General features: G+C 36.4%; 17 protein-coding genes and 1 tRNA gene. 9 read left to right on the plus strand and 9 right to left on the minus strand.

What is annotated here, in order from left to right:
• The 4 genes from AC3QLY_RS13190 to AC3QLY_RS13205 form a co-directional block, all read right to left on the minus strand.
• On the minus strand, positions 1-2,490 hold the full coding sequence (locus AC3QLY_RS13190; RefSeq protein ID WP_492989859.1) for a YfhO family protein: 2,490 nt from the start codon (positions 2,488-2,490) through the stop codon (positions 1-3).
• 507 nt (positions 2,491-2,997) lie between these two features.
• The gene (locus tag AC3QLY_RS13195; RefSeq protein WP_287100607.1) at positions 2,998-3,522 is read right to left on the minus strand and encodes an NUDIX domain-containing protein; all 525 of its coding nucleotides are present in this window, start codon (positions 3,520-3,522) and stop codon (positions 2,998-3,000) included.
• 6 nt (positions 3,523-3,528) lie between these two features.
• Positions 3,529-4,311: a diaminopimelate epimerase gene (dapF, locus tag AC3QLY_RS13200; protein WP_074417715.1), complete on the minus strand. Its 783-nt coding sequence runs from the start codon at positions 4,309-4,311 to the stop codon at positions 3,529-3,531.
• A 3-nt stretch (positions 4,312-4,314) separates the two neighbouring features.
• Positions 4,315-5,187 carry a nucleoside phosphorylase gene (locus AC3QLY_RS13205; protein ID WP_074417714.1) on the minus strand — a complete coding sequence of 291 codons (873 nt, stop codon included), beginning with the start codon at positions 5,185-5,187 and terminating at the stop codon, positions 4,315-4,317.
• A gap of 70 nt (positions 5,188-5,257) precedes the next feature.
• On the opposite strand from AC3QLY_RS13205, the gene AC3QLY_RS13210 reads away from it, so the two are divergent.
• Both AC3QLY_RS13210 and AC3QLY_RS13215 read left to right on the plus strand, forming a co-directional pair.
• A tRNA-Cys gene (locus tag AC3QLY_RS13210) sits at positions 5,258-5,328 on the plus strand.
• 43 nt (positions 5,329-5,371) lie between these two features.
• Complete coding sequence (locus AC3QLY_RS13215) at positions 5,372-5,776, plus strand: hypothetical protein (RefSeq protein ID WP_074417713.1); 405 nt, start codon at positions 5,372-5,374, stop codon at positions 5,774-5,776.
• An 8-nt stretch (positions 5,777-5,784) separates the two neighbouring features.
• Here AC3QLY_RS13215 and AC3QLY_RS13220 read toward each other — a convergent pair whose 3' ends face one another.
• A complete protein-coding gene (locus AC3QLY_RS13220; RefSeq protein ID WP_492989860.1) occupies positions 5,785-6,492 on the minus strand; it encodes a VIT1/CCC1 transporter family protein in 708 nt (235 codons plus the stop codon).
• A 29-nt stretch (positions 6,493-6,521) separates the two neighbouring features.
• On the minus strand, positions 6,522-7,754 hold the full coding sequence (gene rocD / locus AC3QLY_RS13225; RefSeq protein WP_074419182.1) for an ornithine--oxo-acid transaminase: 1,233 nt from the start codon (positions 7,752-7,754) through the stop codon (positions 6,522-6,524).
• A 436-nt stretch (positions 7,755-8,190) separates the two neighbouring features.
• Between rocD and rpmB the strand changes: the two genes are divergently transcribed.
• The 4 genes from rpmB to ftsY all read left to right on the plus strand — a co-directional run bounded on the left by rpmB (position 8,191) and on the right by ftsY (position 9,973).
• Complete coding sequence (rpmB, locus tag AC3QLY_RS13230; protein WP_068248283.1) at positions 8,191-8,427, plus strand: 50S ribosomal protein L28; 237 nt, start codon at positions 8,191-8,193, stop codon at positions 8,425-8,427.
• A gap of 25 nt (positions 8,428-8,452) precedes the next feature.
• Positions 8,453-8,635: a 50S ribosomal protein L33 gene (gene rpmG, locus AC3QLY_RS13235; protein ID WP_068248002.1), complete on the plus strand. Its 183-nt coding sequence runs from the start codon at positions 8,453-8,455 to the stop codon at positions 8,633-8,635.
• Positions 8,636-8,637: 2 nt separating this feature from the next.
• Positions 8,638-8,808, plus strand: coding sequence for a DUF4295 family protein (locus tag AC3QLY_RS13240; RefSeq protein ID WP_074417709.1), 171 nt, complete (start codon positions 8,638-8,640; stop codon positions 8,806-8,808).
• Positions 8,809-9,010: 202 nt separating this feature from the next.
• Positions 9,011-9,973, plus strand: a complete 963-nt coding sequence (gene ftsY / locus AC3QLY_RS13245; RefSeq protein ID WP_074419180.1) for a signal recognition particle-docking protein FtsY — start codon at positions 9,011-9,013, stop codon at positions 9,971-9,973.
• A gap of 87 nt (positions 9,974-10,060) precedes the next feature.
• Here the strand turns inward: ftsY and AC3QLY_RS13250 are convergent, their stop codons facing one another.
• Positions 10,061-10,543 carry a hypothetical protein gene (locus AC3QLY_RS13250; RefSeq protein ID WP_074419179.1) on the minus strand — a complete coding sequence of 161 codons (483 nt, stop codon included), beginning with the start codon at positions 10,541-10,543 and terminating at the stop codon, positions 10,061-10,063.
• A gap of 103 nt (positions 10,544-10,646) precedes the next feature.
• Between AC3QLY_RS13250 and AC3QLY_RS13255 the strand changes: the two genes are divergently transcribed.
• Positions 10,647-11,612 carry a polyprenyl synthetase family protein gene (locus AC3QLY_RS13255; RefSeq protein WP_074419178.1) on the plus strand — a complete coding sequence of 322 codons (966 nt, stop codon included), beginning with the start codon at positions 10,647-10,649 and terminating at the stop codon, positions 11,610-11,612.
• A 41-nt stretch (positions 11,613-11,653) separates the two neighbouring features.
• The gene (locus AC3QLY_RS13260) at positions 11,654-13,342 is read left to right on the plus strand and encodes an amino acid permease (protein ID WP_074419177.1); all 1,689 of its coding nucleotides are present in this window, start codon (positions 11,654-11,656) and stop codon (positions 13,340-13,342) included.
• Here the strand turns inward: AC3QLY_RS13260 and AC3QLY_RS13265 are convergent, their stop codons facing one another.
• Positions 13,343-15,013 carry a M1 family metallopeptidase gene (locus AC3QLY_RS13265; RefSeq protein WP_074419176.1) on the minus strand — a complete coding sequence of 557 codons (1,671 nt, stop codon included), beginning with the start codon at positions 15,011-15,013 and terminating at the stop codon, positions 13,343-13,345.
• A gap of 109 nt (positions 15,014-15,122) precedes the next feature.
• On the opposite strand from AC3QLY_RS13265, the gene AC3QLY_RS13270 reads away from it, so the two are divergent.
• Complete coding sequence (locus tag AC3QLY_RS13270) at positions 15,123-16,697, plus strand: ABC transporter substrate-binding protein (protein ID WP_245634884.1); 1,575 nt, start codon at positions 15,123-15,125, stop codon at positions 16,695-16,697.
• Between the two features lie 36 nt (positions 16,698-16,733).
• Here the strand turns inward: AC3QLY_RS13270 and msrA are convergent, their stop codons facing one another.
• On the minus strand, positions 16,734-17,411 hold the full coding sequence (gene msrA, locus AC3QLY_RS13275; RefSeq protein ID WP_228733076.1) for a peptide-methionine (S)-S-oxide reductase MsrA: 678 nt from the start codon (positions 17,409-17,411) through the stop codon (positions 16,734-16,736).
• Between the last annotated feature and the right edge of the window lie 88 nt (positions 17,412-17,499).

Here is a 17,499-nt window from a genome sequence, read left to right on the forward strand (position 1 = left end):
TTAGGCAGCATCATTTTGTTTGCCCTGTTTGAAGGAACCTACAATGGCACCTATTAATAACAGCCACACCAATGCAGAGGCCCCAATGGCAATTTTAGTACTGTTGTAATAAGAAGCAGGTTTAAACTCAAACACAATATCATGTTTCCCGGCAGGAATGGAGAGGCCTCTTAATACATAATTGGTTTGTATAATCGGTGTTTCTTTCCCATCAATATAAGCTTTCCATCCACGGTTATAATATATTTCACTAAACACTGCAAATCCATTAGTGTTACTGTTAGAAGTATAATGAATGATATCATTATCATTTTTTACTAAGTGAATAGTTGCAGTAGAATCGGCTGTGCCGGTATAGGTTACCAGTGATTGATCTGCAAGCTCTACAATGGCTGTATCTTTTGGCGTAAAATGATCTAAAGCTTTCATTACAGCTGCAGGCCCGTTTACAAATTGTACCGTTTTTATAAACCAGCAGGGCCCCAGTGCATTGGGATTAAGTTGCACTTCCGGTTTATTGGTTGCAGGATTGTTAACGATAATATACTTTGTATTGAGCATATTCAATACCTGCATATTCATGGGTTGTTTCCTTAATTGAAAGTTGAGTAGGTCTTCAACAATACTAAGTTTAGCAGGATGATAACCTCCAACTGAATGAAAATGATAGGAGGTAAGTGCATCATTAAAAACATCCTGCGTTAAATTTAAAACCCTGTAATAAGAAGTATCCTTCATAATTTGCAGATCGGCAGCAGTGGACTTAAAATAGGTGTCATCAATGGTGTCTTCATCCTGAAAATTTTTATCACTGAAATAACGCCTGTCAATACTAATATTATCTGCTGCAATTAACACCACAAAGGCAGCAATAGCATAGGTTGCTTTCAATTTATTTTTTAAGTAGAAGAATATACTTGCTGCCGCCAGTATTACAAAAATGATGGAACGTATTAAATCGGTTGCAAATAAACTTCTTCTGTCGGCTATTAGTGCATTGTAAATACTATTTGATTCAATAGCATTGCCTTGGGTTAATTGGTTGAAATAGGTTTTTAAATTGGCGTCTGCCGGTGCAGCATAATCAAAACTAAAATACAATAGAATGGCTAATACAAAAAAAGCACCGGTAATAATCAGTGTTTTCTTTAAAGCCAAAATGGCCAATAATTTATCTTTTGTATCAAAAAACAATTGTTGCAATACCATTACAGCTACCAGTGGAAAAGTGAACTGAGGAATCACCAGCGTCATGGTTGGCACTCTGAATTTATTGTAGAGTGGAAGATGGTTGAATAAAAATTCATTGAAGAACATTAAGTTTTTTCCCCAGCTCATCAGCAAGGCAACTATCGTTAATGCCAGAATCCACCACTTATGTGGTGTTTTTAAATATACCATTCCAAAAATAAATAGTAAACAAAGTACTGCACCCAAATACACGGGGCCACTGGTAAAAGGCTGACTGCCCCAATAAGAGGGCATACTTTCGGCAAATTGTGCAGCCTGGTCATCTGGCACGCCTTTTTGTTGTAAAATTTTTGCAATGTGTGAATCGCCGTTTAACTCACCATTAGATGCACCGCCATATACATCGGGTATTAAAAGGGTAAAACTTTCGGCACGACCATAGCTCCAGTTAAATGCATAATCAATGGGTAATCCGGAATTTTTTCTGGTAGTATTGGCATGGTTGGTGGTATCTAAATTCAGGGTGCCATTGCGCATGGTAGCTTTAGAATAATCGTTGGTGGTGGCCAAACTTACCAAATTGCAGGTTGCACCAATAGCTCCGGCTATCAATGTTAAAACCAGCGCTTTTACAAGATGTTGATAATCTTTTGCTTTGAGCCATTGAATGATAAATCCAATGGTCATAAATCCGGCAATAATGATAAAATAATAGGCTATTTGTAAATGATTTTGTGCAATCAGTAAAGCACTGAACAAAGCTGTAAGCGCAGTACCCCACCAATATTTTTTTTGATAAATTAGCCATATTGCACCCATTAATGCGGGTACATAACCTAATGCCAGCATTTGTGTATCATGCCCTGCGGCAACAATAATGGCTGAAAAAGAGGCATAAGCATAACCAATACTTCCGCCAATGCCTATCCACGGATTGATGCGTAGCACCTGACTCAGGAAATAAAACGAAATGCACAATAAAAAGAAAAAACCAATGGGTTTGGGTAAAAACAACATGAAAAGCGGATGTGCATATACTACAGAAACCGGATTGGCTGCTGTGAGAATAATTTGATAAGCCGGCATTCCTCCAAAAAGGTTGTTATTCCACAAAGGGTATTTGCCGTGGGTATCTTTATATTGAATTAAATCCTGTGCCATGCCTCTCCAGTGAATTACATCGCTTTGCTGCAATACTTTTCCTTCTAAAGTGGGTTTGGCAAACAGAACCGCAATAATTACAAAAATTACAATTGCTATTACATGAGGCAATAGCTGTTTCCAATGAACATTTTTCATGTGTTTCTATTTTTTTTGGTACCTGCAACTGCCTGAATTATTTTTCAGTAAATAAGCCTTTCCGCTCATTGCTATTGCATTTATGCTATTTACTTGCTGCCATTTTAAACTTTCCATCATTCTTATTTCAACTAAAAATAGATGGATGGAAAGTTAGTGCGGCATCAACTATTTTTATGAAAAGCAAATTAATGCTATTTTGAACGAAATTTTAATATGCAGAATATTTTATTCTTAAACAGGGTTGCCCTAATGGGTAATCTTGCATTTATCATAGCAATTGTAATGCGTTTTTGGGGTGATATTTTTCAAAATGAAACAATCAGTAGTTATGTCATTACTGCAGGATTTGCTGTAATTGTTCTTAACTCAGTTCTTTTCATTCTATTTCTATATAAAAAGAGTAGGTTTTATTTTCAACCGGTTCCGGCATGGTTGATGATTACCAATTTGGTTTTCTACTTAACAGAACTGTGGTTCTATTTTACTTTTGTACTTTAAGCACACTTACTTTTGAGTATTTGCTATCAATTGCTGATTCAATAACATTTCTACCACCACTTTATCAATGGGTAAGTGTACCGATTCTATAGTTAATTCGGAGAGCGGCAACCAACGTAACATTTCATACTGCCCATTTACATCTGCAATTTGTTGGGGTGTGAACTGAAATGGAGTTGCTGCAGTTTTTAAGTTGCATATTTCAGAGATGGGTGCAGTTACTTTATAATAAATAGACATAATTTGATCAACCGTATTGAATGCAGAAATTTGAAAAAAATCGGTGGTATAAAAATGATCCTGAACTACAATGTGCAAACCGGTTTCTTCCAAAAATTCACGTTGTAAACAATCTCTTGTTCCTTCACCTAATTCTAATCCACCGCCCGGAAATTTGGTAAAATAATTGCCCCTTATATATTCATCACTTACCAATATGCGTTGGTGCCGGTCAATCAACAAACCGTACACCCGAATGGTAAATTTTTGTGGTTTGGGTAGTGTTTGATAAGCAATGGGCTGATGCATCATATTCATTTAAAATTGCAAAGGTATTTCCCCTTTAAATACAAAAGTTGCCGGTCCGCAAAGCCATATATTGGTAAATGTTTCGCCCAATTTATCAAATTCAACAGCTAATTTTCCGCCCAAAGTATTTACTTCAATTCTGTTAAACCCGGCTTCATTGTGAGCAAATACCAATGCGGCAGCAGTAACACCGGTTCCACAACTCAGGGTTTCATTTTCAACCCCTCTTTCATAAGTTCTAACGGTAATGGTATCTGCATCGGTTACTTCTACAAAATTTACATTGATACCTTCTTTTTCAAAATCTTTACTGAATCGAATGGCTCTGCCTTCTTTAAATACTTCATAATTGGCAATATCCGTTACTGTTTTAATATAATGCGGTGAGCCGGTATTTACCAAAAAATCGCCATAATAGCGTTCTATGGTATCTACATTTTTCATCAACAAATCTACCCATCCGTTTTTTTCGAAATGAGCTTCATGTGGGCCATCAATGGCTTTAAAATGATATTTTTCTTTTTTTAGGCCAATATCATACGCAAATTGTACTAAGCAACGGCCGCCATTTCCACACATGGTACTTTGTTTGCCATCAGAATTATAGTACACCATTTCAAAGTCAAAATCTTTGCTATGGCTTAACAGCATTAAGCCATCAGCTCCAATTCCAAATTTTCGGTTACATAAAAAATTAATTTGCTCTGTCGTTAATTGAATGGCACCATTTCTATTGTCAAGAATAATAAAATCGTTTCCGGTTCCCTGATACTTATAAAATGTTAACTGCATAATTTAAAGAGTGCTGATAATTGCTAATGCTTTTTTGATTAAATTTTCTACGGCCATTGCGCTATTTTTACTAAATTCTTTACGGATTCGGTTGGCTACAATAACATTTACGGATAAACAATGGTGACCTAATAATTTACCCAATCCATAAATTGCGCTGGTTTCCATTTCAAAATTACTGATTCGGTGCTGTCCGCAGCTAAAACTGCTAAAATTATCTACCAAACCGGGATTGGATAAACCCAAACGCAGTACACGACCCTGTGGGCCGTAAAAACCGGGGCATGTAACCGTAATGCCATGATGAAAGCCCTTTACAAAATGTTTCATGATGCTGATACTGCCTGTAGCCAGATAGGGCTGAATATTTCCGGATAACTGGGTATGTTCTATAAAATGTTTTAAAATTTGTTGTTCCTCTTCATTGTTTACCTGACGATAATAATGCAACAAATTGTCTAAACCCAGCCCATGTGTGCCCACTACAAAACTATCTACCGGAATATCGGCCTGTAAAGCTCCGGAAGTACCTAAACGAATTATTTTCAACGTACTTAATTCGGGTTTAATGGTTCTGGTTTCAAAATCAATGTTTTTTAATGCATCTAATTCATTCAGTACAATATCAATATTATCGGGTCCAATGCCGGTAGAAAGTACCGTTAATCTTTTTTTCCCGATAAAGCCGGTATGGGCAATAAATTCTCTGTGTTGCCTTTTTATTTCAATTGAATCGAAATGCCTGCTTACTTTTTCTACACGGTCCGGATCGCCTACAGTAATAACGGTATCTGCCAGTTCTTCCGGTCTTAGGTCAATGTGATAAACAGCGCCTCTGCTGTTGATAATTAATTCAGATGGTGCAATACTATTCATGTATTTTTTTTGAAGTTGCAAAATTAGAATTTTGTATTTAGTTACGATGCTTTATTTTCGCAGCCCGAATGGTCCTGTGGCCGAGTGGCTAGGCAGAGCTCTGCAAAAGCTCGTACAGCGGTTCGAATCCGCTCGGGACCTCTCATCAAACAAAGGATTACAACAGTAATCCTTTCTTGTCTTTATGAAGTATGCACAAACTATTGGAATTATTGCGGCCATATTGATGGTAGCTGTGTGTTTTATGCCCTGGATTTACATTCCATCCTTACAACTAACCATTAGTGGTGTACATGGAACAGTGAATGAACAATTTACTTTTGGAAAGCAAATTCTGGCACAGAGTTTTTTTTCTGTATTGCTGATTGCATTTTTTGCATTGCCAAAAGTTTGGGCAAAACGAACCAATTTATTTGTAGGCTTTATTAATATGGCATGGGCCATTAAAAACTTTACCTTGTTTTCATTATGCCGAGAAGGCGAATGCCCGGAAGTAAAACCCGGCCTGTATATTACAGTGGGCTTAGCTGTAATTGTATTGCTGATGACTTTATTACCCAGATTAAAACTGCCTGCCGGATCAAAATAAATAACTCATCAACTATCAATTAATTTAGCAATGCCGAAGGCTGCGGCTGCAGCGGCGGCTCCAATCAGCATCACACGAAAACCTCCTTTCCACGGGTTAATGCCGGTTATTTTACTTTTGAAATAACCGAAAATGTAAAGACAGATTAAAGTAACAATAACAGAAATTTTTAAACCATTGAGCGCATCGGTAACGAAGAAATAGGGGCTAAGGGGCACTAGGCCGCCCACTACATATGATAATCCGATATTAAAAGCACTTTTCCCTGCTCTTTTGGGGTCTGGTTCTTCTAAACCAAGTTCATGCTTCATCATAAAATTAACCCATTTGTTTTTATCTTTTACAATTTCTTGCATAGCTTGCTCTTGCAACTGCTCACTTAAACCCCAATTTCTAAAAACCTCCCGCACTTCTTCTTTTTCTACTTCTGCTTTGTTTTCAATTTCCCAAAATTCTTTTTTCTGTTCACTGTTATAATGATCCTGCTCAGTTTTGCCTGCTAAATAGCCCCCCAGTCCCATAGCAATGGAGCCGGCTGCAATTTCTGCAATACCGGCAATCCATATTAAAGTTACCTGATTGCCAACCGCACCACTTAAACCGGCGGCCAAAGCAAATGGAACGGTTAGTCCATCGCTCATGCCGATTACAATATCCGTTAATAAATCTGAGCTTTGTAAATGCTCTTCTTTGTGGTGCAGGTGGTTTTGTATCATTACTGTAAAATTACTTATAAACAAATATTTTAATGAAATGATTGTAATGTTTTACTGATAATTTCAACCGCTTCCACAATTTGGGGTGCTGTAATGATGAGCGGTGGTGCAAAGCGAATTTTATCGCCATGTGTTGGTTTGGCCAATAAACCATTTTCTTTTAAAGCTAAGCAAATATCCCAGGCTGCATCCGGATTAGGGTGTTGTATTACGATGGCATTTAATAAGCCTTTGCCCCGAATGGTTTGTACAAACGGATTTTTGAGTTTAGCCAGTTCTTCCCGAAAAATAACCCCCATTTTTTCTGCATTTTCTACCATGCCTTCGTCTTTTATTACCTGTAGTGAGGTAATAGCTACGGCACAGGCCAAAGGATTACCACCATAAGTGCTGCCATGTTCGCCGGGCTGTATGTTTAGCATGATTGCATCATCACATAATACAGCACTAACGGGCATGGTGCCGCCACTTAAAGCTTTTCCTAAAATCAAAATATCCGGTCTTGCATTTTCATGATCACAGGCCAGCATTTTCCCGGTTCTGGCTAAACCGGTCTGAATTTCATCGGCTATGAATAATACATTATATTCTGTACACAATGCGCGAACCCCCTTTAAATAACCCTCATCCGGTACAACCACACCTGCTTCGCCCTGAATGGGTTCTACCATAAAAGCAGCTACATTTTTATCCTGAAAAGCTTTTTCTAAAGCAGCTAAATTATTGTAAGGTACCAATTCAAATCCGGGCATATAAGGCCCAAATCCTTTATAACTGGATGGATCGGTAGAAGAGGAGATGGCTGCCAATGTTCTGCCCCAGAAATTACCTTCGGCAAAAATTATTTTCGCATTGTTTTCAGGTATTCCTTTTTTGGCATAACCCCACCTGCGAGCCAATTTTACCGCTGTTTCGCCACCTTCAACACCGGTATTCATGGGTAAAACCTTATCGTACCCAAAATATTCAGTGATGTATTTTTCATATTCACCCAAAACATTGTTGTAAAAAGCTCTGGAAGTAAGGGTAAGTTTTTGTGCCTGTTGCAATAAACTGTTAATAATTTTAGGATGACAGTGCCCTTGATTGACTGCCGAATAGCCACTTAAAAAGTCGAAATAACGTTTTTGGTCAACATCGTATACAAATACACCTTCGCCTTTTTCTAAAACTACCGGTAAGGGATGATAGTTGTGTGCACCGTATTTTTCTTCTAAAGAAAGATAGTAAGCACTTTTATGGGATAATTGTTGCGTTAACATAAAATTCTTTTTAAAATTTGAGGAAATCACATAAACCTGTTACATGGTAAAAAATACCAGAACAATAGCTTATAATAAATAACAATAAGATTTGAGAATAATTAGATAGAAGATTACCCCAAGGGATGATCTAAAAAATCGAGGTTATATTGCAGAAAGTGTTTCATGATTTATTGCTTGCAAGTTACGAATAATTGGTACAGCTCAAAAAAATTTAGTAAATTTCTCTGCAATATTTGTTTTGGTTCTTTGCAAAATTTTTACTGAAAGCGGATAGATTGAATGAAATGAGTAGTAATGTGTATAATTTAGCTTGATTATTACGGCAAAATCTATATTTCCACGGCATGTGTATATTTTCTCTAAAAAAGATGTGATTAATATGGATATTTCATTTGTGTTCCTTACCTTTGCCGTCCCGAAAAAAAATAGCATCATGGCAAGAGTATGTCAGGTTACAGGAAAAAAACCATTAACAGGTAACAGCGTTTCACATTCTAACATTAAAACAAAACGCCGTTTTCTGCCGAATTTACAAACAAAACGTTTCTTTTTTGCAGAAGAAGACCGTTGGGTTACTTTAAAAGTATCTTCAGATGCCATTCGTACCATTAATAAAAATGGTTTGGCCTCTGTTATTAAACAATTGAGAGCTGACGGAGTAAAAATTTAATTAAACCAGTAAATTACCCATTACAATGGCAAAGAAAGGTAATAGAGTACAAGTAATATTAGAGTGTACCGAGCATAAAACATCAGGAATGCCCGGCACCAGTCGTTACATCTCTGTAAAAAACAAAAAAAATACTCCTGAAAGACTGGAGCTGAAAAAGTACAACCCTATTTTGAAAAAAGTAACTGTTCATAAAGAAATCAAATAACCATGGCAAAAGCAGCAAAAACAGCGATTAAGACTAAAGACCAAAAAGCCGCCGCTGAAGCAAAGAACTGGACAAAAGTGATTAAACCCATCCGCAGCCCTAAAACCGGCGCTTATACATTTAAAGAAGCCATTGTGCACAAGGATAAGGTGAAAGATTTTTTGGCCAAATAGTTTGATTGCTATAATATAATTTCTTGTAAAGCTTTCCTTTTAGGAAGGCTTTTTTGTTGTGCTGCCAGAAAACAATCAATACTTTTTTATAAAATACCATTGTACAATATGTTATTGATTTCTTTTAATGCAATTGCACAAAAAATGATTTTTAATCTTACTTTGTGCCTTTAAACATTTTTTGATATTTATTCTATTAACCATGGGATTTTTTGATAAATTATTTGGCAAGAAGGAAAAAGAAAGCTTAGATCAGGGATTGCAAAAAACCAAAGAAGGGTTTTTGTCAAAAATTTCTAAAGCAATAGCAGGAAAAAGTACCATTGATGCATCTGTTTTAGACAATTTAGAAGAGGCATTAATTAATGCCGATGTTGGTATTGATACTACACTTCAAATTATTGAACGAATTGAAGAAAGGGTTAAAAAAGAGAAATATGTGGGTACATCTGAATTGAATCATTTGTTAAAGGATGAAATTCAAAATGTATTACAGGATGCTGATGAAACGTATAAAAATTTTGAAATTCCTGCCGATAAAAAGCCTTATGTAATTTTGGTAGTTGGGGTGAATGGGGTTGGTAAAACAACCACTATCGGAAAATTAGCATACAATTATACCAAAGCAGGTTATTCTGTTTTATTAGGGGCAGCAGATACATTCAGGGCAGCTGCTGTTGATCAGCTTACCATTTGGAGCGAAAGAGTAGGTGTTCCCATTGTAAAACAAGCCATGGGCAGCGATCCCGGTGCGGTAGCATTTGATGCGGTACAAAGTGCAGTGGCAAAAGGGGTTGATATTGTGATGATTGATACAGCGGGAAGGTTGCATAATAAAACTCATTTAATGGATGAACTTTCAAAAATTAAGCGGGTTATTCAAAAAGTAATACCAAATGCTCCACATGAGGTAATGTTGGTTTTAGATGGCTCAACAGGACAAAATGCAGTAGAGCAAGCCAAACAATTCATCGTTGCAACTGAAGTGAGTGCAATCACCATTACTAAGTTAGATGGCACTGCAAAAGGTGGAGTAGTATTGGCCATTGCCAATCAATTTAAAATACCGGTAAAATTTATTGGTGTGGGTGAGCAGATAAATGATTTATTGGTATTTGATAAAAAAGAATTTGTAGATAGCCTTTTTACTTTGCAGGATGCATAGCCAATAGCATTCAGTAAACTTAAACTATAAAAAAAGTTTGAGGTTAAAACTAACCCCAAACTTTTTGATTAAATGAATAAATTTAAGTTAAAAGGCATAACGAATACCGAGTCCGCCCCAGCCTCCTTCAAAATAAGAATACCCAACCAAATTAAATGAAGGCTGCCAGTCGAAACTAACATTGATGGGAGCACCTTTAATTTTATAATCCAAACCCAAAACGCCATCAATACCAATGGCTACTGAATTATCACGGTATGGATAGTCTCTTTTCCAGTTATCATTATATGAACCAATATGTGCGCCGGGACCAACATACCATTTTAAACCCGGTGCGCCATTAATATCACCATGTATTTCATACAAACCGGTTAATCTAAAACCATACTGCCAAAAATAACCCAATCCCTCAATAGCATTATTGCCATTTACGAAATGTTTTACAGAAACAGCACCCGGATAAATTTTTAAACCTACTGCTGTTTGATAAGAACTGCTTAAATTTTGGGCTTCTGTTTTAGCAATACCCAGTGTTAAAATAATCAGGCTCAGGATGAATATTTTTTTCATAAATAATATTTTAGCAAAATTATAAAAAAATCGTGCCAAAATTTTGTGCATAAAACTTTGATTCTTACAAGTTTATTTGAATTTTTTCCTGTTAGTTTGCGGTATGCATACATTTGAACAACTTACTGAACAATTTGGTAAATATTTTTCAGTGCATCATTTTCCAAAAACGCCTGAAACATTATATGAGCCCTGCCACTATTTTTTACAAATTGGCGGCAAAAGAATCAGGCCGGTTTTTTGCTTAATGGGTAACGAACTTTTTGGCGAAATTCATGAAGATGCATACCGTGTTGCTACGGCTATTGAACTGTTTCACAATTTTACTTTAGTGCATGATGATATTATGGATGAAGCAGATTTACGCAGAGGAATGGCCACTGTACATGCTAAATATGGTAATAACACGGCTTTGCTGGCAGGTGATGTAATGGTAATTAAAGCCTATCAATATTTAGAGCATATTCAAAATGATTTTCTGAAACACATTTTGTATATTTTTAATAAAACAGCAGTTGAAGTTTGCGAGGGGCAACAATTAGATATGGATTATGCGCATGCAGCACACATTGAATTAACCGATTATTTAAAAATGATTGAATTAAAAACCTCTGTTTTGCTGGCGGCAAGTTTAGAAATGGGGGCCATTATTGGTGGTGCAAGCGAAGGCAGTTGTAAACATTTATATGCTTTTGGAAAAAATTTAGGTATCGCCTTTCAAATTCAGGATGACTATCTGGATGCTTTCGGGAATCCTGAAAAATTTGGCAAAGCGGTAGGTGGTGATATTAAACAAAATAAAAAAACTTTTTTATTGTTACATGCATTAGAAGTAGCATCACCTGCACAAAAAACAGCATTGATGCAACACATGCTGGGTAATGAACCTGATAAAGTTGAAAAAGTTTTAGCCATATTTAAAGATTGCAATGTGCACGAATGGGCCAATGCTTTAAAAGAACAATACTTCAATATAGCACTGCATCATTTAGAAGAAGTTGCTGTGCAAAGTGTGCGCAAAAAACATTTAAAAGAGGTTGCGGCTTTCCTCATACAAAGAGATTACTAATTTAATACTTATCTTACCTTTTTTATAAAACAGACAATTGCATGTCTACATTGTTTAGAAAAAAATCAATTGAAAAAATTGTTGCTGATTCAGAAGCAGGAATTAAGGATGGTCATCAACATTCACTGAATAAGGTACTAACGGTTAAGGATTTAACATTTATGGGCATTGCTGCCATTATTGGTGCAGGTATCTTTTCAACAATAGGAACAGCAGCTTATAACGGTGGGCCCGGTATAGCATTTCTTTTTATTATTACTGCGGTTACTTGTGGCTTTAGTGCTTTATGTTATGCTGAATTTGCCAGTAGAGTACCCATTGCAGGAAGTGCATACACGTATGCCTATGTTAGTTTTGGTGAATTAGTTGCATGGATTATTGGTTGGGCACTTATTTTAGAATATGCTATTGGAAATATAGTTGTTGCCATTAGCTGGAGTGGCTATTTTAATAATTTATTGGTGGGTTTGGGCATTCATTTGCCCGGTTGGCTGTTAACAGATCCTTTCACAGCAGCTAAAGATTTTCAGGAAGCAACTATTTTAACAGCATCGCATCAACCTTTACCACAACATTTATTGTCTGCAACAGATACCTGGATGCAGGCTCCTGTTCTGTTTGGTAAACACCTGCTCATAAATCTTCCTGCATTTATCATTGTAGTGTTAATTACAACGTTGGCATATATAGGTATAAAAGAGAGTAAAAAATCAACCAATTTTATGGTGATTTTTAAAATCATCGTCATCCTATTTGTAATTGCACTCGGATTTTTTTATGTGAAAACAGATAACTGGGTGCCCTTTCTGCCAAATGGATTTGGTGGTGTGTTAGCAGGGGTATCTGCTGTTTTTTATGCCTATATTGGCTTTGATGCTATTTCTACCACTGCTGAAGAATGTAAAAATCCTCAACGCGATTTACCACGGGGGATGATTTATTCTTTAATTATTTGTACTGTACTCTATATTTTAATAGCATTGGTATTAACCGGTATGGTACATTATTCTGAACTGAAGGTAAATGACCCATTGGCATTTGTGTTTAGTAAAATCAGCTTAAAATGGGTGAGTTATATTATTTCAATTAGTGCAGTAGTGGCAACTACAAGTGTAATGCTGGTTTTTCAGTTAGGTCAGCCGCGTATTTGGATGAGTATGAGCCGTGATGGATTGTTGCCCAAAAAGTTTTCGCAAATTCATCCAAAATTTCAAACACCGGCCTTTGCAACCATTATTACAGGATTATTGGTTTCTATCCCTTCATTATTTTTACCGAGTAGTTTAATGACCGATTTAACCAGTATTGGAACTTTGTTTGCTTTTGTGTTGGTTTGTTTTGGTGTATTGGTATTGCCACGAATGCAAAATACTACACAGGGCCGATTTAAATTACCTTACATCAATGGAAAGTATATTATCCCAATACTGTCCATGATATTTATTATCGGATTTCATGAACGCTTTACTGATGCATTTCAACATCTTAACTCAGAAAGTTATCAGGAAATATTATTTATCGTTTTTGTTTCTATCACAGTAATTGTTTCCGTGTTAAGCTTTATCAGAAATTATTCAGTTATTCCTGTTTTAGGTGCATTATTTTGTTTGTATTTAATGATTGAAATTCCTGCCATTAGCTGGTTGTGGTTTTTTGTATGGATGGGTATTGGTTTATGCCTGTATTTCTTTTATGGAAGAAAACACAGTAAGTTAAGAACCGAAATTTAACTAATGCAGCAATTTCGTTTTTACATAATACAACCGCTCAACTAATGCTGAACGAAATAAGTCGGTCTGATTTTTTTGAATGGAGATTGTTTTCCAATTCGTTGTTGGATATATTTTAATATGTTCACCTGGTGGATTCCATAAACTCAATGGCAAATTGAATGTAGGCAAACAATTACTCCATCTGCAACGAATGGAATGATTTACTGAATCCATCTGATATTCCAAAACAGGTATTTGCGTGGTTCGTAAATATTGATCGAAAACATATTGATAATTAAACCCTGCATGCTGATTGATGTAATTTTCAATTTGAGCCGAGGTAACCGTTTGATGGTAAAAAACTTTATTTAACCCGTGCAGTATTTTCCGAAATAGAACATCATTATGCACAGAGTGGCGAATAGAATGTATTAATGCACTGCCTTTATAATACATATCGCTACTGCCTTCTTTGTTTACCCCATAGGGGCCAATAATGGGTTTATCATTCAAAATATTTTTTCTGCTGCCTACATTATAATCGGTACCTGCTTCTTTTCCGTAATAATATTCGGTAAACAATGTTTCGCTGTAATTGGTAAATCCTTCGTGTACCCACATATCGGCCACATCTTTGGTAGTAATATTATTTCCAAACCATTCGTGCCCGCTTTCGTGTACAATAATAAAATCCCAACGCAAACCCCATCCCGTTCCACTTAAATCGCGCCCTAAATAACCGTTTTTAAAATGATTGCCGTAAGCAACAGCGCTTTGGTGTTCCATACCTAAATGCGGCGCCTGTACCAACTGATACCCATCTTCATAAAATGGATAAGGCCCAAACCAATACTCAAATGCCCGTAACATTGGTTTTACCTGTTTAAATTGCTGCCAGGCAATACTGCTATCATAATCCAAAACCCAATATTGAAGCGTTAATAATCCTTTTGCCCCCAACAGCGTATCTCGTTTGTTTACGTATTTGCCTATATAGGGAATAATGTCATAGTTATTAATAGGATTCACCACTTGCCAGGTATATATTTTTTTGTTGAACGAAGTGTTTCCTGTAAAGATTAATCTTCCATTCCCCACTGCCATTAATGTATCCGGAGCAATGATAGTCAATGTGGCTCCATTATCGGGTTCATCTTCCTGATAATCTTTACACGGATACCAAACACTGGCGCCTAAACCCTGACAGGCAACACTCATCCACGGCCTGTTCAATGAATCTTTCTTCCAAATCCATCCACCATCCCAGGGTGGACGAACGGCTTCCCGAGGCCGGCCATGATAATACACGGTAATTGAATCATGGAATCCCATACGATGCGGAATAGTGTTTTTAATGAAAATTACATTATTGGTTCTTGTAAAATAAAGAATGCGTTTGTGCTGTACAATACTGTCTACTTCCAAAGGCTGTTGTAAATCAATCTGCATGGTGGTAACCGGCTTTACTACAGCATATTGAATGGTAACTTTACCCTGAATGGTTTTCGTTTCAAAATCAGGATTCACTGAAATGGAATAATGTAAAACATTCCACCAGTTTCGTTGTGCATTATCACTGCCTCTTAATGTATCGGCATGGGTAAAATTATTTTTAGCTTGTAATAATTGTCCAAAACCCAATACTGGAAATACGATAATTAGCGTGGCTAATAAAAATTTATTGTGCATCTTTATTATTTAAAAATTTGAAACGCCTATGCGGGCATTAAAGTTCATACAAAAATACGGTTTCACAGAGTGCAGATTTGTATGTTGGATTGCTCTATGTATTTTCCTATTGTCATGCAATGCAGCACATTTAACCAATCAACAGGTTTTTGAATACAATGAAAGTACCGGAATAGCCACTTTAGATCCTGCATTTTCCAAAAACCAATCCATTATCTGGGCAGTACATCAGTTATACAATACATTGGTTGAATTAGATAGCAATCTGCATGTAAAACCATCTGTTGCCAAAAGCTGGGAAATAAGTACCAACGGTTTGGTATACACCTTTCATTTACGAACTGACGTTTATTTTCAAGACAATCCGGTTTTCTCTGGCGGAAAAGGACGTTTATGTACAGCCGATGATGTGGCATTTAGTTTCAATAGAATTATTGATAAAAATACTGCCAGCAGTGGTGCCTGGATATTTAATGGACATGTGGCAGATGAACATCCATTTATGGCATTGAACGATAGTACCTTTCAGCTTACTTTAACACATCCTTTTCATCCAATTTTGGAAATTTTAACCATGCAGTATTGCAGTATTGTGCCCAAAGATGTGGTATTACATGAGGGTAAAAACTTTGGAAGAAATCCCTGTGGTACCGGACCGTTTCAATTGTTTTTATGGCAGGAAGGAGTGGCTTTGGTACTTCATAAGCATCCACATTATTGGGAGAAAGATGCAAACGGAAAGGCATTACCGTACTTAGATGCTGTTAAAATTAGTTTTTATCAGAACAAGGCTACCGAATTTTTACAATTCAGACAGGGAACCCTTTCATTTATCAACGATATAGATCCTGCATTTAAAGATGAAGTATTAACCAAATCAGGTACATTAAGAAAAGAATGGGAGGGTAAAATGCAACTGCAAAAACATCCTTATCTCAATACAGAATATTTAGGAATTTTAATGGATACCGCCAATCCACTGGTAAAACAATCGCCCCTGCGATTTAAGAAAATAAGACAAGCCATTAATTATGCTATTAACAAAGAACAAATGATGCTCTATTTGCGCAACTCCATTGGTTATGCTGCCAATGCAGGGTTTTGCCCCAAAGGGCTGCCTTCCAATAATACCAAATTTGTACATGGCTACACTTACCAACCTGAAAAAGCAAGACAATTGATAAGTGAAGCGGGCTTTGCAGGCAAAGATTTTCCCGCAATCAAATTACTCACCATTCCAACCTATGCAGACCTTGCCAGTTTTGTTGCAAAGCAATGTGAAGAAGCGGGCATTAACATCCAGGTTGAAGTGGTTCAGAAAAGTGTTTTGCTGGAACAAACAGCATTATCAAAGGTATTATTTTTTAGAGGTAGCTGGATGGCCGATTACCCGGATGCAGAAAATTACATGGCAGTATTTTATGGAAACAATCCTGCACCGCCCAATTACACCCGTTATAAAAATAAATTATTCGATACATTATACACAAAAGCAATAGCCACTGTGAATGATTCAGTACGTTATCAGTTATACCGGCGAATGGATCAAATGGTAATAGATGATGCGCTGGTAGTACCACTATTTTATGACATGGTGATACATCTTGTACAAAATAACATAGCCGGTTTTATGCCCAATGCATTGAATTTGTTGGAATTAAGAAGTACCAGAATACTACCATAAAGCAATTCTAAAAACTTTGCGTTCACAGCAATGCAACTATTCAACCCCTTTTTTTAATTTGTTTTTAAACACTTTTTCAAATTTTTCCAACTTGGGTCTGATTACAAAACGACAATAAGCTGCATCACCATTATTGTTATAATAGTTCTGATGATACTGTTCTGCTCTGTAAAAATTTTTAAAGGGATCAATTGCAGTAACAATCGGTTTATTAAATGCACCACTTTTATCTAAAGCAGCTTTGTATTGTTCTGCTTTTTCACGTTGCATTTCATTGGTATAAAAAATCACGCTTCTGTATTGTGGGCCAACATCTGCACCCTGTTGATTTAAAGTTGTGGGATCGTGGGTTTTCCAAAAAACTTCTAATAATTCATCAAAAGAAACCTCATTAGGATCATAAATAATTTGAGCCAATTCCACATGGCCTGTATTTTTATCACATACCTGTTCATAGGTTGGGTTGGCTACATGACCGCCGCCGTAACCACTATTAACTTCATATACCCCTTTTAATCGTTGAAAAAAAGCTTCGGTACACCAAAAACAACCTTCCCCAAAATAAGCGGTATCGGTTATTATACCGGTTGGTATTTGTTTATTATCCATATTATGTTGTGGATTTACGGTTTTATTCTTTTCTACCGGCTGTGCGCAAGATAGCAGATAGCAGGAAAAGAAAAAACAACTGAATATATATTTCTCGTAATGCATAATCAAATTAATTCATTTTTAGAACAGTATTCACGAAGAATTGTTTGCAAGAGATGTTTATAACCCTGTAAGACAGAAAATTTTTGCT

This window comes from Hydrotalea sp. GW822-HT8A01 (assembly GCF_058798575.1).